Annotated in this window: 20 protein-coding genes; 3 read left to right on the top strand and 17 right to left on the bottom strand. The window is 70.9% G+C overall.

Translation table 11 applies throughout. The features are described from left to right. Window positions 1-4: 4 nt before the first annotated feature. The 15 genes from ACSBPH_RS16895 to ACSBPH_RS16825 form a co-directional block, all read right to left on the bottom strand. Complete coding sequence (locus ACSBPH_RS16895; protein WP_442577332.1) at window positions 5-466, bottom strand: cell division protein SepF; 462 nt, start codon at window positions 464-466, stop codon at window positions 5-7. 43 nt (window positions 467-509) lie between these two features. Continuing rightward, complete coding sequence (locus tag ACSBPH_RS16890) at window positions 510-1,190, bottom strand: YggS family pyridoxal phosphate-dependent enzyme (protein ID WP_442575468.1); 681 nt, start codon at window positions 1,188-1,190, stop codon at window positions 510-512. A gap of 2 nt (window positions 1,191-1,192) precedes the next feature. Then, on the bottom strand, window positions 1,193-2,332 hold the full coding sequence (gene ftsZ, locus ACSBPH_RS16885; protein ID WP_442575467.1) for a cell division protein FtsZ: 1,140 nt from the start codon (window positions 2,330-2,332) through the stop codon (window positions 1,193-1,195). 190 nt (window positions 2,333-2,522) lie between these two features. Further along, window positions 2,523-3,503 (bottom strand): FtsQ-type POTRA domain-containing protein, encoded by a 981-nt coding sequence (locus ACSBPH_RS16880; RefSeq protein WP_442575466.1) that lies wholly within the window; start codon window positions 3,501-3,503, stop codon window positions 2,523-2,525. 4 nt (window positions 3,504-3,507) lie between these two features. Continuing rightward, window positions 3,508-4,911: a UDP-N-acetylmuramate--L-alanine ligase gene (gene murC, locus ACSBPH_RS16875; RefSeq protein ID WP_442575465.1), complete on the bottom strand. Its 1,404-nt coding sequence runs from the start codon at window positions 4,909-4,911 to the stop codon at window positions 3,508-3,510. Between the two features lie 121 nt (window positions 4,912-5,032). Continuing rightward, on the bottom strand, window positions 5,033-6,124 hold the full coding sequence (locus ACSBPH_RS16870; RefSeq protein WP_442577331.1) for a UDP-N-acetylglucosamine--N-acetylmuramyl-(pentapeptide) pyrophosphoryl-undecaprenol N-acetylglucosamine transferase: 1,092 nt from the start codon (window positions 6,122-6,124) through the stop codon (window positions 5,033-5,035). Window positions 6,125-6,156: 32 nt separating this feature from the next. Next, entirely contained in the window at window positions 6,157-7,473 is a 1,317-nt protein-coding gene (ftsW, locus tag ACSBPH_RS16865) for a putative lipid II flippase FtsW (protein WP_442575464.1), read from the bottom strand. Further along, window positions 7,424-8,971, bottom strand: a complete 1,548-nt coding sequence (gene murD / locus ACSBPH_RS16860; RefSeq protein WP_442575463.1) for a UDP-N-acetylmuramoyl-L-alanine--D-glutamate ligase — start codon at window positions 8,969-8,971, stop codon at window positions 7,424-7,426. Before murD ends, ftsW begins: the two co-directional genes overlap by 50 nt. Continuing rightward, window positions 8,968-10,077 carry a phospho-N-acetylmuramoyl-pentapeptide-transferase gene (mraY, locus tag ACSBPH_RS16855; RefSeq protein ID WP_442575462.1) on the bottom strand — a complete coding sequence of 370 codons (1,110 nt, stop codon included), beginning with the start codon at window positions 10,075-10,077 and terminating at the stop codon, window positions 8,968-8,970. Before mraY ends, murD begins: the two co-directional genes overlap by 4 nt. Next, the gene (locus ACSBPH_RS16850) at window positions 10,074-11,501 is read right to left on the bottom strand and encodes a UDP-N-acetylmuramoyl-tripeptide--D-alanyl-D-alanine ligase (protein WP_442575461.1); all 1,428 of its coding nucleotides are present in this window, start codon (window positions 11,499-11,501) and stop codon (window positions 10,074-10,076) included. Before ACSBPH_RS16850 ends, mraY begins: the two co-directional genes overlap by 4 nt. Window positions 11,502-11,526: 25 nt before the next feature. Beyond that, a complete protein-coding gene (locus tag ACSBPH_RS16845; RefSeq protein ID WP_442575460.1) occupies window positions 11,527-13,311 on the bottom strand; it encodes a peptidoglycan D,D-transpeptidase FtsI family protein in 1,785 nt (594 codons plus the stop codon). Between the two features lie 4 nt (window positions 13,312-13,315). Beyond that, window positions 13,316-13,936, bottom strand: coding sequence for a hypothetical protein (locus ACSBPH_RS16840; RefSeq protein WP_442575459.1), 621 nt, complete (start codon window positions 13,934-13,936; stop codon window positions 13,316-13,318). Further along, a complete protein-coding gene (gene rsmH, locus ACSBPH_RS16835) occupies window positions 13,933-14,898 on the bottom strand; it encodes a 16S rRNA (cytosine(1402)-N(4))-methyltransferase RsmH (protein WP_442575458.1) in 966 nt (321 codons plus the stop codon). Before rsmH ends, ACSBPH_RS16840 begins: the two co-directional genes overlap by 4 nt. A gap of 110 nt (window positions 14,899-15,008) precedes the next feature. After that, window positions 15,009-15,440: a division/cell wall cluster transcriptional repressor MraZ gene (gene mraZ, locus ACSBPH_RS16830; RefSeq protein ID WP_442577330.1), complete on the bottom strand. Its 432-nt coding sequence runs from the start codon at window positions 15,438-15,440 to the stop codon at window positions 15,009-15,011. A 245-nt stretch (window positions 15,441-15,685) separates the two neighbouring features. Beyond that, window positions 15,686-16,054, bottom strand: a complete 369-nt coding sequence (locus ACSBPH_RS16825) for a DUF3040 domain-containing protein (RefSeq protein WP_442575457.1) — start codon at window positions 16,052-16,054, stop codon at window positions 15,686-15,688. A gap of 66 nt (window positions 16,055-16,120) precedes the next feature. On the opposite strand from ACSBPH_RS16825, the gene ACSBPH_RS16820 reads away from it, so the two are divergent. Further along, a complete protein-coding gene (locus ACSBPH_RS16820) occupies window positions 16,121-17,215 on the top strand; it encodes a polyprenyl synthetase family protein (RefSeq protein ID WP_442575456.1) in 1,095 nt (364 codons plus the stop codon). Between the two features lie 57 nt (window positions 17,216-17,272). Here the strand turns inward: ACSBPH_RS16820 and ACSBPH_RS16815 are convergent, their stop codons facing one another. Further along, a complete protein-coding gene (locus ACSBPH_RS16815) occupies window positions 17,273-17,632 on the bottom strand; it encodes an Rv2175c family DNA-binding protein (protein WP_442575455.1) in 360 nt (119 codons plus the stop codon). 297 nt (window positions 17,633-17,929) lie between these two features. Between ACSBPH_RS16815 and ACSBPH_RS16810 the strand changes: the two genes are divergently transcribed. After that, window positions 17,930-19,150, top strand: coding sequence for a LysM peptidoglycan-binding domain-containing protein (locus ACSBPH_RS16810; protein WP_442577329.1), 1,221 nt, complete (start codon window positions 17,930-17,932; stop codon window positions 19,148-19,150). Between the two features lie 72 nt (window positions 19,151-19,222). Further along, window positions 19,223-21,160 (top strand): Stk1 family PASTA domain-containing Ser/Thr kinase, encoded by a 1,938-nt coding sequence (gene pknB, locus ACSBPH_RS16805; RefSeq protein ID WP_442575454.1) that lies wholly within the window; start codon window positions 19,223-19,225, stop codon window positions 21,158-21,160. A gap of 202 nt (window positions 21,161-21,362) precedes the next feature. On the opposite strand, the gene ACSBPH_RS16800 is transcribed toward pknB, so the two are convergent. After that, on the bottom strand, window positions 21,363-22,301 hold the full coding sequence (locus ACSBPH_RS16800; RefSeq protein ID WP_442575453.1) for a hypothetical protein: 939 nt from the start codon (window positions 22,299-22,301) through the stop codon (window positions 21,363-21,365). Window positions 22,302-22,552: the final 251 nt, after the last annotated feature.

Raw genomic sequence — 22,552 nt, 5'->3', positions numbered from 1 at the left:
GGCGCTACTGGGCGAAGGGGACCGACTCGGCGTCGGCCTGGGCGAGCGCGCCGTCGCCCGACACGTTCACGCTCTCGGGCGAGAGCAGGAAGACCTTGCTCGTCACCCGCTCGATGCGCCCGTACAGGCCGAGCGAGAGTCCGCTCGCGAAGTCGATCAGGCGGCGCGCATCGGCGTCGCTCATCTGCGACAGGTTGATGATGACCGGGATCCCGTCGCGGAAGTTCTCGGCGATGATCTGCGCGTCGCGGTACTGCTTCGGGTGCACGGTCAGGATCTCGCTGATCGCCGACGGTGCCGGCTGGCGCACGACGGCGGGCCGGTGAAGCGGGGTCACGGGAGCGGCCGCCTTCTCGACAGGCTGGATGTTCTTGCGCGCCGCAGGGCCGGGTTCAGGCTCGTCGTACACTTCTTCCTCGTCTGCCAATCCGAGATAGACCATGGTCTTCTTGAGCGGGTTCGACATCGCATCCTCCGTGTTGCTCGCCGGTGGCTCGTCCATTTCGAGGCTAACCGCGCGCGGGCCTCGGGCCCGTGATTGCGGAGCCGATCCGCAGGTGTGTCGCGCCCGCCGCGATCGCCTCGGCGAAGTCGGCGGTCATGCCGGCCGAGATCCAGGTCGCGTCGGACACGATCGTCTGCAGGCGCGCACTGCAGACCGCGAGCCTTTCGAAGGCCGGGGCGGGCGGCTCGCCGAGCGGCGCGACCGCCATGACGCCGCGCACGCGCAGCGTCGGGCAGGCCGCCGTGTGCATCGCGAGCTCCTCGAGGGCTTCGGGCGCGACGCCCCCGCGACCGGGGTCGTCGGTCAGATTGACCTGCAGCAGCACGTCGAGGCGCGGCATCCCTTCTCCCGCCGCGTCGAGCGCGTCGGCCAGACGCGCGCGATCCACGGAGTGGACGACGGATGCCGCGGCACGGATCGCCCGCGCCTTGTTGGTCTGCGCCTGCCCGATGAAGTGCCAGCGCAGGCCGTCGCGTCCGCCGAGCTCGCGCTGCTTCTCGGTGAGCTCCTGCTGACGGTTCTCACCCACGTCGCGCACGCCGAGCCGGTACAGCTCGTCGACGAGCGACGCGGGGTGGAACTTCGTCACGACGATGCGCGTCAACGCACGCGGATCGCGGCCCGCCGCATGTGCGGCGTCCGCGATCCGGGCGTCGACCTCCGCGAGCCTTTCGCCGAGGCCCACCGTTACTTCAGGAAGTCGGGGATGTCGAGGTCGTCGTCGCCGAACGCCGAGTCGTACGTCGTGTCGGCCGCGACGCTCACCGAGACGGGCTCCTTGTCGAGGTCTTTCGCGACCTCGTCGGCGGGCGTCGTCGGCACGGCGGGCGCGATCGGAGCGACGCGGGCGCTCGTGATCGGCTCGATGCGGGTCTGCGGCTCGCCGCCGTCGAAGCCGGCCGCGATGACCGTGACGCGCACCTCGTCGCCGAGCGTGTCGTCGATGACGGTTCCGAAGATGATGTTGGCTTCGGGGTGTGCCGCTTCCTTGACCAGCTGTGCGGCGTCGTTGATCTCGAAGATGCCGAGGTTCGACCCGCCCTGGATCGAGAGGAGCACACCGTGCGCGCCCTCGATCGAGGCTTCCAGCAGCGGCGACTCGACCGCGAGCTCGGCGGCCTTGATCGCACGGTCGGCGCCGCGCGCCGACCCGATGCCCATGAGGGCCGATCCCGCTCCCTGCATGACCGACTTGACGTCGGCGAAGTCGAGGTTGATGAGACCCGGCGTCGTGATGAGGTCGGTGATGCCCTGGACACCCGCGAGGAGCACCTGGTCGGCGGTCGCGAACGCCTCGATCATCGAGATGCCGCGGTCGCTGATCTCGAGGAGCCGGTCGTTCGGCACCACGATGAGGGTGTCGACCTCTTCCTTGAGCTTCGCGACGCCCGTCTCGGCCTGGCTCTGACGGCGACGACCCTCGAACGAGAACGGCTTGGTCACGACACCGATGGTGAGGGCGCCGATCGACTTCGCGATCTTGGCCACGACGGGTGCGCCGCCGGTGCCCGTGCCACCGCCTTCCCCAGCGGTGACGAAGACCATGTCGGCGCCGCGCAGCGCCTCTTCGATCTCTTCGGCGTGATCCTCGGCGGCGCGTCGGCCGACCTCGGGGTCTGCGCCCGCGCCGAGACCGCGGGTGAGCTCGCGTCCGACGTCGAGCTTGACGTCTGCATCACTCATCAGCAGCGCCTGCGCGTCGGTGTTGATCGCGATGAACTCCACGCCCCGCAGACCCAGCTCGATCATGCGGTTGACCGCGTTGACGCCGCCGCCGCCGACGCCGACGACCTTGATCACGGCGAGGTAGTTCTGGTTCTGGCTCATGCCGGCCTCCGTGTTCGTGAACCTGAAACCTTAAACCTCTACTAGAGGTGGAAAGAATTGCCCGGTATGCAATTCCTCGAGTTCGAAGGTAAGCGCGCGCCTCGACGAGACTCGGCTCCTCGTGGGCGTGTCGCGACATCCCCGCTCGGATCCGTGCCCGAAAGGGCCGCCCGGAGCGCCGAGGCGTCGGTCAGCGGACGACGACGGCGTTCGGAGACGAGACGTCGTAGGTCGAGACCGACTCGGGCGGCCGCGACTGCATGACCTTCTGCAGCACGAGGGCCTTCATGGCGGAGTCGTCCGCGCTCCCCCAGATCACCTGCGTGTCGGTCGCGCCGAGGGTGAGCGCGACGTCGTCGGGGGTGGAGGCCGAGATCGCCGTGACCTGATCCCGGATGGTCGCAGGGAGAGCCCGCATGACCTGGCCGACCGCCTCGAACGCCTTCGAGCCCGTGCCGCCGGCGATCTCGAGGAGAGGGCGCCCGGCCGCCGGCTTCTCGGTCGTCGACAGCGCGACGCCGGCCGCGTCGACGAGCGTGTAGCCCGCGGCGGTTTCGATGAGCCCCACGGGCAGCCGCTCCACGATCCGCACGACGAGCTCGTGCGGCGGTCGCGCCTCGAGCGAGTACGACTGCACCAGCGGGAAGGCGATGAGCGCGGCCTTCACCGCGCTCTCGTCGACGAGCGGCAGCGGTGTGCCGACCTGGCTCTGCAGGGCCTCTTCGACCGCGGCGGCGTCGAGGAGCGACGTGCCGACGACGTGGACCTTCTCGACGGCGAAGAGCGGACTGTAGGCCGCCGCGAGGGTCGTGAGGACGAGGAGGAGAAGGGATGCCGCGACCCCGATCCAGACCATCCGCCGGCGCCGCTGGCGCGCCGTGAAACGGCGGACCTCGGCGCGCAGGGCCCGGCGCCGGGCGTGCGCGGCCTTCCAGACGTCGCGGATGCCGATCGGCGCGGCATCCGCTCCTTCGTCCGCCGGCTCGCCGGCATACGCATCCGGGCGCGCCTCGTCGACACCGGCGCCGTCGGCCGCCGCCCCGAGCGGGATGACGGGGGCGAGGAGCCCGTCGTCGGCACGGGAGGCGGTGTCGTCGACGGGGCGCCCGCGCGACGGCCGCTCCGCGGCGGCGGGGGGCGCTGTCGGCGGAAGCGGCGTGGGCCGGCGCATCCGGCTACTCCCCGGGGGTCCGCGACAGGGACTCGAGCACCTGCGGGATGATCTGGTACACGTTGCCGCAGCCGAGGGTGATGACGAAGTCCCCCTCGCGGGCGACGGAGGCGGTGTAGTCGGCGGCGGACTGCCAGTCGGGCACGTAGTGCACGTGCGACGGATCGTGGAACGCCCCGCTCACGAGCTCGCCCGTGACTCCCGGGATGGGGTCTTCGCGCGCGCCGTAGACGTCGAGCACGACGGTGTGGTCGGCGAGGCCCTCGAGAACATCGGCGAACTCGCGGTACATGTGCTGCGTGCGCGAGTAGGTGTGCGGCTGGTGCAGCGCGATCAGGCGCCCCCCGCCCACCACGGTGCGCGCGGCGCTCAGGGCCGCGGCGACCTCGGTCGGGTGGTGCGCGTAGTCGTCGTAGACGCTCACGCCGCGCTGCACGCCGTGCAGTTCGAAGCGGCGCACCGTGCCGGCGAACTCCTCCACGGCGCCGACGGATTCGGCGAGGCCGAATCCGAGCGTGAGGAGCACGGCGACGACCCCCGCCGCGTTGACGGCGTTGTGCTCCCCCGGGATCTGCAGCTGCGCGTCGACCGACTCGCCCCGATACGTCAGGCGGAAGGCGACGGGCCCGTCGGTGCGGATGTCGGAGATCCGGACGGCCGCGGCATCCGTCGTCCCGAAGGTCACGACGTGCGGGTGGGTGATCGCGGCGGCCACGCGGCGCGCCCCGGGATCGTCGGCCGAGATGACGACCGCTTCGCGCGCCTCGTTCGCGAACCGTGCGAAGCCGTCGTAGAACGCCTCGTCGGAGCCCCAGTGATCGAGGTGGTCGGGGTCGACGTTCGTGATGAGCGCGATCGACGTGTCGTAGAGGAGGAAGGTGCCGTCGGACTCGTCGGCCTCGATGACGAAGAGCTCGTCGGAGCCGGTGCCGCTGGAGACGCCCAGGTCGGCGACGACGCCGCCGCTGACGAACGTCGGATCGGCGTCGAGGCTCTTGAGCGCCGTTACGATCATGCCCGTCGAGGTGGTCTTGCCGTGGGCGCCGGCGACCGAGACGAGGCGACGGCCGCCGATGAGCCAGTACAGCGCCTGCGAGCGGTGGATGACGTGCAGTCCGCGCTGCTTGGCGAGGACGAACTCGGGGTTCTCGGGCCAGATCGCGCCGGTGTGCACGACCGTGTCGACGTCGTCGCCGAGATTCGCGGCGTCGTGGCCGACGTACACCCGCGCGCCGAGCTCGGCGAGCTCCTGCAGGGCGCGGCTGTCGGCGCGGTCGGAGCCCGACACGCGGATGCCGCGCTCGAGGAACATGCGGGCCAGGCCCGACATCCCGGAGCCGCCGATGCCGATGAAGTGCGCGGCCTCGATGCTCTCGGGGATGGGGAGGTTCAGGTCGGGTCTGATCATGACCCGTCAATCCTAGGTTGGCTCACTGCGACCCCGGCGCAGGCACAGGGCGAGCCTCCGGGGCCGCGGGCGGCTCCGCACCGGCCGCGCTCCAGACCCGGCGCGTGCCCACCCGCAAGGCTCAGCCCGCGAGAGCCTCGTCGATGAGCGCCACGACGTTCTCGGTGCCCGAGCGCGTGCCGACGGATGCCGCGGCCTGCGTCATCCGCTCGCGCAGCGCCTCGTCGGCGAGGAGCGGGACGACGGCGCTGCGCACCCGGTCGGCCGTGAGCTCGGCGTCGGGGATGAGGATCGCGGCCCCGGCGCGGACGGCCGATGCGGCGTTGAGCGCCTGCTCGCCGTTGCCCACGGCGTAGGGCACGTACACCGCGGGGATGCCGAGCGCGCTGATCTCGCTCACCGTCGCCGCGCCCGCCCGCGACACGATGAGGTCGGCGAGCGAGAACGCGAGGTCCATCCGGTCGACGTAGCGGACGACCGCGTAGCCCTCGGCGCCCGGGTCGGGCAGCTCGGACTTCTCGCCCGTCACGTGCAGCAGCTGCCACCCGGCCTCGAGCACGTCGCGCCAGGCTCCGCCGAAGGCCTCGTTCAGTCGCAGCGCGCCGAGCGAGCCGCCGAACACGAGGAGCGTCGGCTTCGCGGCGTCGAGCCCGAAGTGCGCGGCCGCCTCGGCGCGGTGCGCGTCGCGGTCGAGCGTCACGATCTCTCGGCGCAGCGGCATCCCGACGACGCGGCTGCGTCGCAGCGGCGTCCCCTCGAAGGCGACGCCGACGCCCGCGGCGCGGCGGGCGCCGAGCACATTGGCCAGCCCCGGCCGCGCATTGGCCTCGTGCACGACGAAGGGGGTGCGCTCGCGTCGCGCGGCGACGTAGGCCGGCGCCGAGGCGTAGCCCCCGAACCCGACGACGACGTCGACGCCGTGCTCGCGGATGTGCGCCCGCACCTGGCCGATCGCTCGGCGGAAGCGGTTCGGGAAGCTCGCGGCGGCCGCGTCGGGCCGGCGCGGGAAGGGCACCTTGTCGACGAACAGCAGCTCGTAGCCGCGGAGCGGCACGAGACGCGCCTCGAGCCCCTCGCGCGTGCCGAGGACGAGCACGTGGGCGTCCGGCTCACGCGCCTTCAGCGCGTCGGCGACGGCGAGGAGCGGGTTGACGTGGCCCGCTGTGCCGCCACCGGCGAGGAGGTATGTGCGGGCACCCCGAGGTCGATCGATCCCTGCCGTCACACCGTCGCTCGCGCCATCCGTCACCCTGGAATCCTCGCACGAGCGCCGCGGGGCTCTCGTGCGCGGGATGCCTGCGCGCGGGACGCCTGTGCGCGGGACGCCTGCGACCCCCGCGGCGCGGTGGGCACCGGCAGCGTGCGGGCGAACGACAGCAGCACGCCGCACGCCACGAGCACGGAGAGGAGCGACGTGCCGCCCTGCGACATGAACGGCAGCGGGACGCCGAGCACGGGGAAGACGCGCAGCACGACGCCGATGTTGACGAGGGCCTGTCCGACGATCCACACCGTGATGGCACCGGCGACGATCCGGACGAAGGGGTCGTGCGTTTTGCGCACGATGTGGAAGGCGCCGACGGCGAAGAGCGCGAAGAGCCCCAGCACGACGATGCACCCGATGAGACCGAGTTCCTCCCCCACGATCGCGAAGATGTAGTCGTTCGCGGCGGCGGGGAGCCAGTCGTACTTCTCCTTGGAGTTGCCCAGGCCCAGGCCGAAGATCCCGCCGCCGGCGAGCCCCCAGATGCCGTGGAGCGGCTGGTAGCAGGAGTCGAAGTAGTCGGCGAGGCAGTTCGCATCGAGGAAGCTCATGATGCGGTGCATGCGGTTGGGGCTCATGAGGGCGAAGGCCGCCGCGCCGATGACCCCGAGGATGAGCGGCAGGATGAAGATCCGCAGCTTCACGCCCGAGAAGAAGAGGGCCGCGAGCGCGACGAGCGCGATGACCATCGCGGTGCCCATGTCGTCGCCGGCCATGACGGCGGCGAGCACGAGGACCGTCATCGGCACGAGCGGGATGAAGACGTGGGTCCACGAGCTCAGCAGCGTCCGCTTGCGGAACAGGACGTAGCCGATCCACAGCGCGAGCGCGAGCTTGAGGAACTCCGACGGCTGGGCCTGCAGCCCCGCGATCTTGATCCAGTTGCGGTTGCCGTCGTTGTCGATGCCGAGGGGTGTGAAGACGAGCATCTGGAACAGGAGCGCGCCGATCAGGGCGGGCCACGCCATCCGCTTCCAGAACTCCACCGGCAGGCGACTCGCGACGAGCATCAGCGGGATGCCGATGAGCGCGAACACGCCCTGCTTGATGACCGCCTCGTACGGGGCTTCGCCGCGCGCCGTCGCCGTCGCGGAGGTGGCCGAAAGGATCATCACGAGCCCGAAGCCCGTGAGCATGAGGGCGGTCGAGGTGATGAGCAGGAACTCGCTCGGGACGGGCGCGAACACCTTGCCGAGGTTCACGCGGGCGGCAAGGCCGCCCTTCCCGCTCGCCGACGCAGCGTCGGCGTCAGGCGCGATCGCCCGCGGACGGCTCGATGTCGTCGTCGTGCTCGCCATCTGCCCCCCTTGCGATCCGCTCGTTCACGGCTGCCGCGAATCTGCGGCCCCGGTCGGCATAGGAGGAGAACTGGTCGAAGGATGCCGCGGCGGGGGCGAGCAGAACAACGTCCCCGTCACGCGCGATCCCGGCCGCCAGTTCGACGACCCTCGCCATGACGTCTTCAGTCTCATCGGCGTCCACCTCGAACACGGGCACCTCGGGCGCGTGTCGCGAGAACGCCGCGACGACGTGTTCGCGGTCGGCGCCGATCACGATGGCGGCCTTCGAGCGGACACCGCGGTCGGCGACGAGCGACGAGATGTCGACGCCCTTGAGGAGTCCCCCGACGACCCAGACGGCGCCGGGGAAGGCGGCGAGCGAGGATGCCGCGGCATGCGGGTTCGTCGCCTTCGAGTCGTCGATCCAGGTGACGCCTTCGGCGACGGCGACGACCTCGATGCGGTGCGGGTCGAGTCTGAAGGAGCGGAGAGCGGTGCGGACGGCCTCGGGCTCGACGCCGATCGAGCGGGCCAGCGCGCTCGCCGCGAGGATGTTCGCCACCATGTGCGGGGCGGCCAGGCCCTGGTCGCGGAGCTCGGCGACCGTCGTCAGCTCGAGGGCGCTCGTGCGGCGCTCCTCGTGGAAGGCGCGGTCGACGAGGATCCCGTCGACGACGCCGACCTCGCTCGGCCCCGGCACGCCGAGATCGAACCCGATGGCCCGGGCGCCCTCGACGACGTCGGCGTCTTCGACCATCGCCTGGGTCGCGGCATCCGCCTTGTTGTAGACGCACGCGACGCGCGTGTTGTCGTACACGTGCGCCTTGGCGTCGCGGTAGGCCTGGAAGGAGCCGTGCCATTCGAGGTGGTCGTCGGCGAGGTTGAGGCAGACCGCGGCGTACGGCGACAGCGGCTCGGCGCCGGTCTGCAGCCCGAGGTACCAGAGCTGGTGACTCGAGAGCTCCACGACGAGCACGTCGAAGCCCTCGGGGTCTCGGACGGCGTCGAGCACGGGCGTGCCGATGTTGCCGACGGGGGCGGCGCGCAGCCCGCCCGCGACGAGCATGGTCGCCGTGAGGCGCGTCGTCGTCGTCTTGCCGTTCGTGCCGGTGACGAGGATCCACTCGGCGGGGGTGCCGTCGGGGCGCAGCACCTTGTCGCGCACGCGCCACGCCAGTTCGACGTCGCCCCACAGCGCGATCCGCGAGTCGCGGACCCACTCGATGACGGGATGCCCCGGCGCGAAGCCGGGCGAGGCGATGACGACGTCGGGCGCGAAGCCGGAGAGCTCCGCCGGCACGGTCTCGAGCGAGCCGGTCCACAGGCGCGCGCCGATGACCGGGAGCAGCCGCTCGTACTCCTCGTCGGCCCGCTCGGTCACGACGAGCACCTCGGCGCCGAGTTCGGCGAGCGTGTCGGCGACGGAGAAGCCGGTGACCGAGAGCCCGAGCACGACGGCGCGAAGGCCCTTCCAGTCGGCGTTCCAGCTGGTGAGGGTGTCGAGCCGGTCGCTCATGTGCGCGCGAGCCACTCGACGTAGAAGGCTCCGATGCCGGTGACCGCGAGCATCCCCGCGATGATCCACATGCGGATGACGATCGTCGTCTCGGCCCACCCGCGCATCTCGAGGTGATGGTGGAAGGGGCTCATGAGGAAGAGGCGCTTGCCCTTCGTGATCTTGAAGTAGTACCGCTGCAGGATCACCGAGCCGGGGCCGATGATGAAGACGCCCGCGACGATGACCGCGAGGATCTCGGTGCGCGACAGGATCGACATCGCCGCGATGACGCCGCCGATGGCCATCGATCCGACGTCTCCCATGAAGATGCGCGCCTTGGGCGCATTCCACCAGAGGAATCCGACGAGCGCACCGACGAACGCCGCCGCCACGATGGTGAGATCGAGCGGGTCGCGCGTGCCGTAGCAGGCGGTCTGGTAGCTCGGGACGAGATCGACCGCGACGCAGCGCTGCTTGAACTGCCAGAACGTGATGAGGCTCATAGCGGCGATCGTGAAGATGCCCGAGCCCGCCGCCAGGCCGTCGAGGCCGTCGGTCACGTTCGTGCTGTTCGACCAGGCGACGCCGATGAAGGTGATCCAGATGATGTAGAGGAGCCAGCCGACGATGAGCCCGAGCGCCATGAACGACAGCACGGGGATGTCGCGGAAGAACGACACGTAGGGCGAGGCCGGCGTCTGCCCCGCGGGATTCGCGAAGTTCAGAGACACGATCGCCCACGGCACGACGACGATCACCTGGCCGAGGATCTTTCGCCAGCCGGTGAGGCCGAGGCTGCGCTGCCGGTGCAGCTTCATGTAGTCGTCGATGAAGCCGACGACGCCGAAGCCCACCATCATCCAGAGCACGAGGATGCCCGACAGCGTCGGCGGGAAGTTGCCGGCGTACGTGCCGATGAAGTAGCCGAGGAGCGTGCCGGCGATGAAGATGACGCCGCCCATCGTCGGCGTTCCGCGCTTGGCCTCGTGCGGCGGGATGTTGCCGTCCTCCGGCGTGCGGATGATCTGGCCCCAGCCCCACTTGCGGAAGAGCCGGATAAACACCGGCGTGAGGAACAGGGTGAAGGCCAGCGAGATCGCCGTCGCGGTCAGAAGGGATCTCACGAGAACGATTCTCCCAGACGATCGCCGAGGAACCGCAGGCCCGCGGAGTTGGAGGACTTCACGAGCACGCGATCGCCGTCGCGGAGTTCGGTCAGAAGGTAGTCGTAGGCCTCGTCGGCCGTCGCGAAGAACACCGCCTCGCCGTCCCACGAGCCCTCGCCGACGGCGGCGAGGAACAGCCGCCGCGCGTCGGGCCCCACGACCACGATGCGCTGGATCCCGAGGCGCACGGCCTGCAGGCCCACGCGGTCATGCTCTTCGCCCGCGAACTCGCCGAGCTCGCTCATCGCCCCGAGGACGGCCACAGTGCGCTCCCCCGGGCCGGTGATCTGGGCGAGGGTGCGCAGGGCCGCCGACATCGAGTCGGGGCTGGCGTTGTAGGCGTCGTTGATGATGCGCACGCGATCCGAGCCGAGGGGCTGCATGCGCCAGCGTTCGGCGAGCTCGAGCGTCTCGAGCCGCGCGATGCCCTCCTCGAGCGGCACCCCGAGAGCCGTCGCCGCGGCGATCGCCGCGAGGGCGTTCATGACGTGGTGCTCGCCGAGCACCCGCAGGTGCAGCGGCGCGCTGACGCCGTCGGCCGTGATGACCGACCGCGTGCCGGATGCCGTCACCTCGACGTCGTCGGCGCGCACATCGAGGGCCTGCCCGCGCGCGCCCGCACCGCGGCCGAACCAGCGGACCGCGGCATCCCTCTCCGCGGCGATGTCGGCCATCGTCGCGACGCGACCGTCGTCGGCGTTGAGCACCGCCAGGCCGCCCTCGCGCACGGCGCGGATGAGCTGGGACTTCTCGTACAGCGTGGATTCGATGCCGCCGAAGCCGCCCGCGTGCGCCATGCCGACCATGAGGACGATCCCGATATCGGGGTGGACGAGTCCTGCGAGCCGCGCGATCTCGCCGGGGCCGCTCGCGCCGAACTCGCTCACGAGGTAGCGCGTGTCGTGGGTCACCCGCAGCATCGTCAGCGGCGCGCCCACCTCGTTGTTGAACGAGGCGCGCGGTGAGACGGTCTCGCCCTCCCCCTCGAGGATGCGGGCGAGCATGTTCTTGGTCGTCGTCTTGCCGTTGGACCCCGTGATCCCGACGATCTTGAGGCGGCCGCCGGCACGCACCCGCGCCACGACTTCGCGGGCGAGGTCGGCGAGGGCGGTGACGACGTCGGCGACGACGATCTGGGTGACGGATGCCTCGACCGGCCGCTCGACGATCGCGACGACCGCGCCGTTGTCGACGGCGGCCGGAACGAAGAGGTGGCCGTCGGTGACGTCTCCCGGCTTGGCGACGAAGATGCCGCCCGGCTCCATGAGGCGCGAGTCGGTGTCGACGCCGCCCGAGACGATCGTGTCGGGCGTGTGCGCCCCGGCGAGCCGGAGTTCGCCGGATACGGCGTGCGAAAGCTGTGTGAGTGTGAGGTCGATCATGGTGTGCGCGCCGGTCGGGCCCTGGTCACCCGAACTTGGGCAACAGGGTGGGCGCCTCGGTGGAGGGCATGACGCGGTACGTCTTGAGAACCTGCGTCATCGCCTTCTGCCACGCGGACGCGTTGGCACCCGACGACCTTATCCGAGTCGGCTCGTCGAGCGTCACCGCGACGATGTACTGCGGGTCCTCCGCCGGGGCGAATCCGATCATCGTCGTGAAGTACACGCCGCTCTTGTAGTGCCCGTTGCCGTCGGTCTTCTCGCCCGTGCCCGTCTTGTCGGCGACGTTGTAGCCCGCGATGGCGACCTGGTCCGACAGCGTGCTCTGCAGCGCGACGTTCTCCATCATCTGCTGGACGGCGACGGCGGTGGACTCGCTCACGACGCGCCGGGGCTCGCTCAGGGTCGGCTTGACGACCGTCCCGTCGGCCTTCGTGCACGACTCGACGAGCGACAGCGGGATCTTGACGCCGTCGTTGGCGAGCGCCTGGTAGGCGCCCATGAGCTCGGGGATGGTCGTCGAGACGCCCTGCCCGAACGCGATGTTGTAGAAGCTCTGGTTGTCCCACTTGTCGGGCGTGCGCAAGTCGCCCTTCGGCTGGCCGTTGAAGGGGATCTCGCTGCCGTCGCCGATGCCGAACTTCTTGAGGAAGTCGTAGCGCACCTGGGGGCTGACCCGCTCGGCGAACTTCGAGATACCCACGTTCGACGAGTCGATGAGGACGCCGGCGAGCGTGTAGGTGTACTGCGGGTGGTTGAACGAGTCCCCGACCCGCGCGCCGTTGGGGAAGCTCTCCTTGCCGGCTGCGGTCACCGTCGAGGCCGGCGTCTGCCCGCCGGCCTCGATGAGCGTCGCGGCCGTGAGCGGCTTGAAGGTCGAGCCCGGTTCGAAGGTGTTGATGAAGATGCGGCTTCCGCGGTCCTTCGGGTCGGACGCCTCGACGTCGTTCGGGTCGAGCGTCGGGTAGTCCGCCGCCGCGCGGATCTTGCCGGTCTTGGCCTCCACGACCGTGATCGTGCCCGAGAGCGCGCCCATGTCCTGCACCTGCTCGGCGACGAGCTGCTGCATGTACCACTGCAGGTCGCGATCGATCGTGAGGGCGAGCGTGCCGCCGTTGACGGCATCCTGCTTCACCTCGGTGCCCGGGATGATGACGCCGTCCTTGCCCTTCTCGTACGTCATCGATCCGTTCGTCGCGGCGAGGCAGCTGTCCTGCGTCTGCTCGAGACCGCCGAGGGGTTCGCCGTCGAGCCCCATGTAGCCCACGAGATTGCCGGCCACCGCTCCGTCGGGGTACATCCGCGAGGGGTGCTGGTCGAAGTAGAGGTAGGGGATCTTCAGCGCGGCGAGGGCGCGGTACTGCTCGGTCGTGAGCCCCCGCTTGAGCTGCGCGTACTGCGAGTCGGGGTTCGCGGCCTTCGCGTCGGCGACGATCTTCTGGATGTCCTCGGACGTCTGCCCCGTCACGGTGCCGATCTCGGCGGCGACCGTCGCCCAGGGGACCTCTTCGGTCTTGCCGCCGACGGTCGTGCGCTCGAGGGGCCCGACGTTCGACGGGTCGAGCTGCGCGTCGTAGAGGAGGATGCTGCCGGCCAGCGTCTGTCCCGTCTCGTCGACGATCGAGCCGCGCGTGCCGTACAGCGGGCGGGATCCGCCGAGCGCGATCGACATCGAGTCCGAGATGTGCTCTCGGGCGCTCACGACCTGGATGTCGACGAGGCGGACGATGAATCCGGCGAGGACGGCGAGGACCACCGCGAGGGCGACCACGGTTCGACGACGCGGGCTGCGGGTGCTTCTCGTGGTCATGGTCTCAGTGTGTGCTCGGGGTCGGAAGTCCGTCGGTCAGAGGTGGCGGAGTGTTGGATACCGGGGCTGTGCCGGCGGCATCCGCGTCTCCTGCCGTCGTGGTGGTGGGATCGGGAATCGGCGCGCCCTGGATCGTCGCGTCGGGGTCTGTCACGAGCGGCGTGTCGGTGATCAGCGCGTTGCCGACGGCGGCTCGGTTGAGCGCATCGACGGATGACGCGCCGAGAGCCACCTGGCCCGACCCGAGGATCGCGCCGTCGCTGAGGCGCAGATAGCTCGGCGACTCGTTGATGACCATGCCGAGCGCCGACGCGTTGGCGGCGAGGTACTGCGGCGAACTCAGCCCTGCGACGTCGTCGTAGAGCATCTGCTTCTGCCAGCCGAGCTCCCGCTGCTGTGTCGTGAGCGTCGCGATCTGGTACGAGGTCTGCGTCGTGAGGATCGACAGCGCCATCTGCGCTCCCCCGATCGCGACGGCCCCCGCGACGGCCACGACCGCGTAGAGGACGCGGGGGCGCCTCCGGCGTGCCGGCGCCTCGACGGCGCGCAGGCGCCGTCCGGGCGCTTCCCGGCGGTCGGGTGCGACGGCACCGGCGGTCTGCTTCGTCTGTGCTGCGAGGCTCATGCCGCCGCCTCCCTGATCCGTTCCGCGGCGCGCAGGCGCACGGGTGTCGCCCGCGGGTTGCGGGCCTTTTCTTCAGGCGAGGCGAGTTCGGCTCCCTTGACGAGGAGCCGGAAGCGAGGGGCGTGCTCGGGCAGCTCGACGGGGAGCCCCGCGGGAGCGGTGGAGGCCGAGGCATCCGCCAGCGCGCGCTTGACGAGGCGGTCCTCGAGCGACTGGTACGACATGACGACGATGCGCCCGCCGACCGTCAGCAGCTCGAGCGCGGCCGGGATGGCGGCCTCGAGAGCCGAGAGCTCGCTGTTCACCTCGATGCGCAGCGCCTGGAAGACCCGCTTGGCAGGGTGACCCGTACGCTGCGCCGAGTACGGCGTCGCGGCGACGAGCACTTCCACGAGCCGGCCCGAACGCACGATCGGGGCCTGTGCCCGCGCGCCGATGATGGCGCGGGCGTAGCGGCCCGACAGCTTCTCTTCGCCGTAGCGCTCGAAGATGCGGCGCAACTGGCCCTCGCTGTAGGTGGCGAGGACGTCGGCGGCAGTCATCCCCGTCGACTGGTCCATGCGCATGTCGAGGGGCGCGTCCTGCGAGTACGCGAATCCGCGGTCGGCGACGTCGAGCTGGAGGGAGGAGACACCCAGATCGAACAGGATGCCGTCGACGAAGTGGAGGCCGGTGGAGGCGACGGCTTCGGCGATGCCATCGTAGACGGTGTGCACGAGCGTCACGCGGTCGCCGAACGGCGCGAGCCGCTCCCCCGCGATGCGCAGGGCGTCCTGGTCGCGGTCGAGACCGATGAGGCGGATGTCGGGGAAGCGCTCGAGCAGGGCCTCGGAGTGGCCGCCCATGCCGAGGGTCGCATCGACGAGCACGCGGGGCGCGGAGCTCTCGCGCTCGAGGGCGGGGGCCAGCAGTTCGATGCAGCGGTCGAGGAGGACGGGGGTGTGGATGTCGCGCAGGTTCATGATGAGCGGGAGATGCCTGGGAGCGGCCCTCGATCCTGATCCCCATCCGCTCTGACCTGGCGCCGGGGAAGTGCGTCAGGGCGTGAGCGGCTGGGAGTCACGATCGAGGGTCAGAACAAGCCCGGAATCACCTCCTGCTCCATCTCCGAGTAGCTGTCTTCGTTGCTGTCTGCGTAGGCGTTCCACGCGTCGGCGTGCCAGATCTCGGCGTGGGCGCCGACACCGGTCACGACGAGGTCGCGCTCGAGCCCCGCATACGCACGCAGGTGCGGCGGGATCGTGACGCGGTTCTGGCCGTCGGGCTTCTCGGCGCTGGCCCCCGAGAGGAACATGCGCTGGAAGTCGCGGGCCTGCTTGTTGCTGAGGGGCGCCTCGCGGATCCGCTCGTAGACCCGCTCGAACTCGGTCGTGCTGAACACGTAGAGGCAGCGTTCCTGCCCCCGCGTGATCACGACGCCCGCACCGAGATCGTCGCGGAACTTCGACGGGAGGATGACGCGCCCCTTGTCGTCGAGCTTGGGAGTGTGCGTGCCAAGAAGCATCGGCACCTCACCCCCTTCGTCCGGCCCCCGACGGGTTGTGGCCCCCACGTTACTCCACTGTCCTCCACTTTGTCACCCATTCCCTCCCCGTGAAGCGCCTGGGAGCCCTCCGGCGGCGTGAGCGGGTGCAGGAGGGCTCGCCCGCGCCGGATCCGACCGGTGCGCGGGCAACAAAAAAGCACCGACCCGGAGGTCGGTGCTCGATGCGCTGCGGTCAGCGTGCAGTGATCAGCGGAGGGTGGGGGTCAACGCCCTTCCTGTCGCTTGTCCCAGCGGTCGTTCATGCGATCCATGAACGAGGAGGCGGGCTTGCCGGGCGTGACCGGCGAATCGGGATCGGCCGGCATCTTGCCGAGGCCGCGCGTGGGGGTCACGGCCAGGACGACCCCGCCGAGCATGACGACGAAGCCGAGGACCCCGACGACGATGAGGTCTGTCGAGACGCCGATGATGAGCCCGCCCAGACCCAGCAGCACCAGGACCGTGCCGTAGACGATGTTGCGGTAGCTCAGGGTGCGACCGTCTCTCGGCGCGCTCACGACGTCGGCGTCGTTGCGCATGAGATGGCGTTCCATCTCATCGAGCAGACGCTGCTCCTGTTCGGACAGTGGCATGCATCCCCCTCTGAAAGTCTCAGACGCTGCGATTCTACGCGTGCGCTCGATCACTAGGCTAGGCCTGTGTCACCCTCTACGGACCCGGTCGCGGCGATTTCTCAGCGACTCGACACGTTCATCGTAGGCGTCCGCGATTCGACCGCCGAACTGGGGCCCGAAGCGGCTCTCCTGGTGGAGGCGGGGGCCACGGCGCTCCGCGGCGGAAAGCGCCTCCGCGGCCGATTCTGCATCGCGGGATACCGCGCCGTCGCCGAGGCCGAGGGCGGCTCCGCCGACCTCTCCCCCGAGGTCGTCGCAGCGGCCGCCTCACTCGAGATCTTCCACGCCGCCGCGCTCGTGCACGACGACGTCATCGACAACTCCGACACCCGCCGCGGCCGCCCCGCGGCGCATCGCTCGCTCGAGGCGTCGCATGCCGGATCGGGCTGGGTCGGCGACGCGTCGGCGTTCGGCCGTTCGGGTGCGATCCTCCTCGGCGACCTCCTCGTGGCGTGGAGCGACGACCTGCTCGAGGAGGGGCTGGCCGAGGCATCCGTCGCCCGCGCGGCAGCCGCCCGCGCGGAGTACGCGACGATGCGGCGCGACGTGACCATCGGGCAGTTCCTCGACATCGCCGAGGAGTCCGCGTTCCGCACCGAGGCCGACGACCGCCACGCCGACCGTGCCCTGCGCGTGGCCTCCTACAAGTCCGCGCGGTACAGCGTGCAGCAGCCGCTCGCGATCGGGGCGGCGCTGGCGGGGGCGGATGCCTCGCAGCTGCGTGCCCTCGCGGCGTTCGGCCATCCGGTCGGCATGGCCTTCCAGCTGCGCGACGACGTGCTGGGTGTCTTCGGCGACGAGGCCCAGACCGGCAAGCCGTCGGGCGACGACCTGCGCGAAGGCAAGCGCACCGTGCTCATAGCGTTCACGTGCGAGCGACTGGATGCCGAGGCATGCCGTGTCCTGGACGAGCTCATCGGGGATCGGCTCCTCGACGACGGGCAGGTCGCGTCGCTCCAGCGCACGATCGTCGATTCGGGGGCGCTCGATCGCGTCGAGACCCTCATCGCGGACTACGCCGAGGAGGCCGAGGGGGCGCTGTCGGGCGCGAACCTCGGGACGACGGCCCTCGCGGAGCTGCGCGAGCTCGCGCGGGCCGCGACCGTCCGCACGACCTGAGTCGCGGGCCGCTCAGGCGAGCGTCGCCGCGGTCAGGCGGCGTGAGTCGCGGGCCGCTCAGGCGAGCGTCGCCGCGACGCGGCGCACTTCGCTCTTGCGGCCGGCGCGCAGCGCCTCGATCGGCGCGAGGCCGATCGAGTCCTCGGGCGTCAGCAGCCAGTCGATCGCCTCGTCGTCGGTGAAGCCGGCGTCGTGCAGCACGAACAGGGTGCCGCGCAGCGACGCGAGCGGATGCCCGTCGAGGACGAACAGGCTCGGAACTTTGAACGCGCCTTCGCGGCGCGAGCCGACGAGGTGCTTCTCGTCGAGGAGGCGGCGGACGCGTCCGAGCGGTTCACCCAGGAGGTCGACCAGTTCGGGAAGCGTCAGCCAATCGGTCTCGATGCGCGGCGCGAGATCTTCGGTCACGATCCCCACTATCTCATTCCCGCTCGGCCCCGCATAAGTCGCGGGAGGCGGACGGGTGCCGGTGGGAGTGTCGGGAGCGGTGATCCCAGTCACGTGAGACACATCAGTAACACTGTGCACTTTGGTCGCATCAGTTGACACCGATTTACTTCCGTGACACGTTTTCAGGGTCACGGAGGGGGAAAACTCGTGCGACAGAACCGCAGGCGGCCCACGCCGAAATCCGCGAGCCCGGCGCTCGCCCCGGCATCCGCCACGAAGAGCAGCTTCGGTCCCGCGACCGTCGCGGGCTCCGTCGTCGGCTCGATCGCCCTCATTCTGAGCGCGACGGCGCCCGCCGTCGCGGTGGAGCCCGAGCACGAGACGCGGAGCGCCTTCCGCCCTCAGGTCGCACCCGCCGCCGGCGCCATTCCGCGCGTCGTGACCGCCCGGCCTCTCCCCGCCGCGGTGCAGGTGCCCGCGACCTACACGGTGCAGCGGGGCGACACCGTCTTCGGCATCGCCCTGCGGTTCGGGCTGCGCACGGCCGACGTGCTCGCGCTCAACGGGCTGACCTCGACCTCGATCATCCGGCCCGGGCAGGTGCTGCGTCTCGTGGGCTCCGTCCCGGCGCCGGCCGCGCCTGCGCCGAGCGCTCCGGCGGCCCCCGCCGCGGCATCCGGAACATACACCGTCCAGAAGGGCGACACGCTCAGCGCCATCGCCGGACGGCACGGCGTGAGCGTGCAGGCGCTCTTCGCCGCCAACCGGCTCGGGTGGGGCTCGATCATCTACCCCGGCCAGAAGCTCGTGGTCTCCGGCGCGGCGCCGGCGGCAGCCTCGGCGCCCGCGCCTGTCGCACCGGCAGCGCCTGTGGCGCCCGCTCCTGCCACGCCGGGCGCGGCATCCGGAACCTACGCGATCCAGAAGGGCGACACCCTGAGCGGCGTGGCGGCCCGGCACGGCGTGACGGTGCAGGCGCTCTTCGCCGCCAACGGGCTCGGCTGGGGCTCGATCATCTACCCCGGCCAGAAGGTCGTCATCCCCGGCGCGATGGTGCCCGCGGCATCCGTCACCCCCGCGCCGCCCGCCGCGGCCGCACCCGCCGCCCCCGTCGTGCCCGTCCAGGCGCCCGTCCCCGCGCTCGACGCCGAGCAGCAGGGCAACGTCCGCCTCATCATCGGCATCGGGCGCGAGCTCGGCGTGCCCGACCGCGGCATCGCGATCGCGCTCGGCGCCGCGATGCAGGAGTCGTGGCTGCGCAACCTCGCGTGGGGCGACCGCGACTCGATCGGTCTCTTCCAGCAGCGCCCGAGCGCCGGCTGGGGCACGCCCGAGCAGGTCGGCGACGCGGCACGGTCGACACGCGCGTTCTTCGGCGGGCCGTCCGACCCCAACGGAAAGACGACTCGCGGACTCCTCGACATCCCCGGCTGGCAGGCCATGACGTTCACGCAGGCCGCGCAAGCCGTGCAGATCTCGGCCTTCCCCGACCGCTATGCGCGGTGGGAGCTCGCGGCCACGACGTGGCTCGCGACATACGGATGACGGGTCACGAAGCGGTCTCGGCCGGGTGAGCCGCTCCCGGGGCTCACAGCCGCCCGTCCGTAGACTTTCAGCGTGAGCACGAGTCAGCAGGCCGACCCGCTGATCGGCCGTCTCGTCGACGGCCGGTACCGGGTGCGCGCGCGCATCGCGCGCGGCGGCATGGCGACCGTGTACGTCGCGACCGACCTCCGCCTCGAGCGGCGCATCGCGCTCAAGGTCATGCACGGGCACCTCAGCGACGACACCGTGTTCCAGAGCCGGTTCATCCAGGAGGCGCGCGCCGCGGCGCGGCTTGCCGACCCGCACGTCGTCAACGTCTTCGATCAGGGCCAGGACGGCGACATGGCGTACCTCGTCATGGAGTACCTCCCCGGCATCACGCTGCGAGAGCTCCTGCGCGAGCAGCGGCGCCTGACGATCCCGCAGACGGTCACCATCATGGATGCCGTGCTCTCGGGTCTCGCCGCCGCCCACCGGGCGGGGATCGTGCACCGCGACGTCAAGCCCGAGAACGTCCTGCTCGCCGAGGACGGCCGCATCAAGATCGGCGACTTCGGCCTCGCCCGCGCGACGACGGCGAACACGGCGACGGGCTCGCAGCTGCTCGGCACGATCGCCTACCTCGCGCCCGAGCTCGTGACCCGCGGCACGGCCGATGCGCGCAGCGACATCTATTCGCTCGGGATCATGCTCTACGAGATGCTCACCGGCGAGCAGCCCTACCAGGGCGAGCAGCCGATGCAGATCGCGTTCCAGCACGCGACCGACTCGGTCCCCCGCCCGAGCGTCAAGAACCCCGGGGTGCCCGAGCAGCTCGACGAGCTCGTGCTGTGGGCGACTGAGAAGAGTCCCGACGATCGTCCGACCGACGCGCGCGAGATGCTCGACCGCTTCCGCGAGATCGAGCGCGAGCTCGGCGTGCAGCCGCAGGTGGCCCGGTCGGCGCCGACGTCCGTCATCCGCGACGAGGGCGGCGCGCAGACCGAGCTGACGAAGGTGCTGCCGACGACCATCACCGGCCCCATGGCCGCGATCGACGACGTCGACAACGCCTCGCGCCTGCGCACCGAGATGCGCAAGCGCCGGCGCCGGGGCGGATGGCTGTTCGCGCTCGTCGTCGTGCTCGCCGTGCTGGCCGCCGCGATCGGGTGGTGGTTCGGCTCAGGGCCCGGCTCGCTCGTGCCCGTGCCCGACGTGGCGAACATGACGTTCGAGCAGGCGCAGGCGGCGCTGGCCGAGGAGGGTCTCCTCGCGACGCAGGAGGACGTCTTCGACTACGACATCCCGGCCGGGACCGCGGTCGGCTCGAAGCCCGGCCCCGGGTCGCGCGTCGACAAGGAGTCGACCGTGACGGTCCTGGTGTCCAAGGGCCCGCAAGACCATGCCGTGCCCGCGCTCGGCGGAGTCCCCGCCGATCAGGCGCGCGCGGCCCTCGAGGGTGCGCGCGTGCAGGTCGGCGATGACGAGCTGTACTTCAACGGCGACGTGTCCGAGAACGTCGTGATCTCGGCATCCGTCACTCCCCGCGCCGGCGGCGACGCGTTCGACTGCACGCCCGGGTGCACGGTGCACGAGGGAGACTCCGCCGTCCTCGCGGTGTCGGTGGGGGCGGTTCCGGATGTCGCGGGCAAGAGCATCGGCGACGCCACAGCCGCGCTCAACGCCAAGAACCTGCAGATCGCCGGCACGACCGAGGAGACGAGCAGCGACGTCAAGGACGGCCTCGTCATCCGGATCGCCGACAAGGGCGACGGCACGCCGTGGCGGCCGGGCGAGGCCGTGACGCTCGTCGTGTCGTCGGGTCCGCCGCTCTTCCCCGTGCCCAACGTCGTCGGCCTGTCGCTCAAGGAGGCGAAGGACAAGCTCGCCGCCGCGGGCTTCACGCCCCAGTACAACCCGCTATGGGAGCCGTTCGCCCTCATCGCGACCGTCGTCGCGCAGGACCCCGAGAAGGACGCCCAGCGTGTCAAGGGCTCCAAGGTCTCGCTCGACCTCAGCGCCACCGACTGACCCCCCACCCTCCCCGGCCCCGGGCCCCCGGAGCCGTCCCCCGCCCCCGTCCTCGCCCCCCCGGTCCCCCGGCCCCGTCCTCGCCCCCCCGGTCCCCGATCCCCGTCCCCCGTCCCCCGTCCCCGGTTCCGCGAGAGGGCATAAGTGCGCGCGACACGCCCCGGAAAACGCCCATTCCTGCCCTCTCGCGGGGTCGGGGATGTCAGGCGAGAGCACGCCGGACGCGAGCGCAGAGGGCGTCGACCGCGCCTGGACGCAGATCGTCATCTCCGACGAGGATGACCCGGAACCCGGCATCCTCGAACTCCTGAACGCGCGTGAGGTCCCGCAGCCACCGCGCCCGTGACGTGCGGTGCTCGTCGCCCTGATACTCCAGCAGAACCCGCTCGTCGACATATCCGAGATCGGGATGCCTCATGCCGGCGCGCGTCAGGATCGACGGCTGCACCACGGGCTCAGGCAGTCCGTGGGCAACGAGCGCGAGGCGCAGGAAGGTCTCCCGTGGCGAATCAACGGGTTGCCGAATCAGCGGGATCGCCTCGTGAAGGACGCGCGAGCCGCGTTTGCCGGCTCGTCTCAGCGCCGCGGCTCGCAGATCGGCCAGCGATGCGAGAGGCGGCAGGCGGCCTCCGGGGACCCGCTTTCCGCTGACGAGATAGTCGCCCGCGGCGACAAGCCACTCGGGGAAGAGCTGGGCGCGCGGGATGACGGCGCCGCGCATGCCGAGTGTCGCCCAGACGTCGGCCGGCGCGATCACGGGAAGTTGTCCGACCTGCCGCACCTCGGGGGGATGGTGCTCGACACGCCATCCCACCAGTCCCGCCGGGCGGGTCCGATCGTCCACCCCGAGCGCTGTGACATGGATGGCCTCACTCGGGTCATACGCGCGCGGAAGCGGGATCCCCCATAGCCGCGCCGCCGTCGCGTGGCTGAAGTACTCGCGCGGGTCCAGGCGCGGCGCGACCGCGCGACACCGCTCCACGAGATCCGTCGTGTCGACACCGACGGTGTAGATGCCGTGGAACGGGTGGCCCACATCGCTCCACTGAAGTCTTCGGCGGCTCACCCCCAGGCTCGCCGCGAACTGCAGGCCGAACGACCGTCCGTCGAGTTCTCCTGGCAGTGCAGCGCGTCGGGGCATCCCTCATGCTGAGCACCGCGACGTGCCCGGACTGCCTGGTCCCGTCGTGTCTGTGCAGAGCGACGGTTCCCTGCGCGATGGGGAGGAGCGCGTCATCCCCCTACGCGAAAGGGCAGTAGTGCGCGCGACGCGCCGCAGCGAACGCTCATTCCTGCCCTCTCGCGGAAAAGGGCGGGAGGACGGAAGGAGGGGGGAAGGCGGGAAGGCGGGAAGGCAGGGAGGCGGGGAGGCGGGGAGGCCGGGAGAGGCGG

Source organism: Microbacterium sp. F51-2R (genome assembly GCF_052180235.1).
Lineage (GTDB): Bacteria > Actinomycetota > Actinomycetes > Actinomycetales > Microbacteriaceae > Microbacterium.
This window is presented reverse-complemented; position numbering and strand designations above follow the sequence as displayed.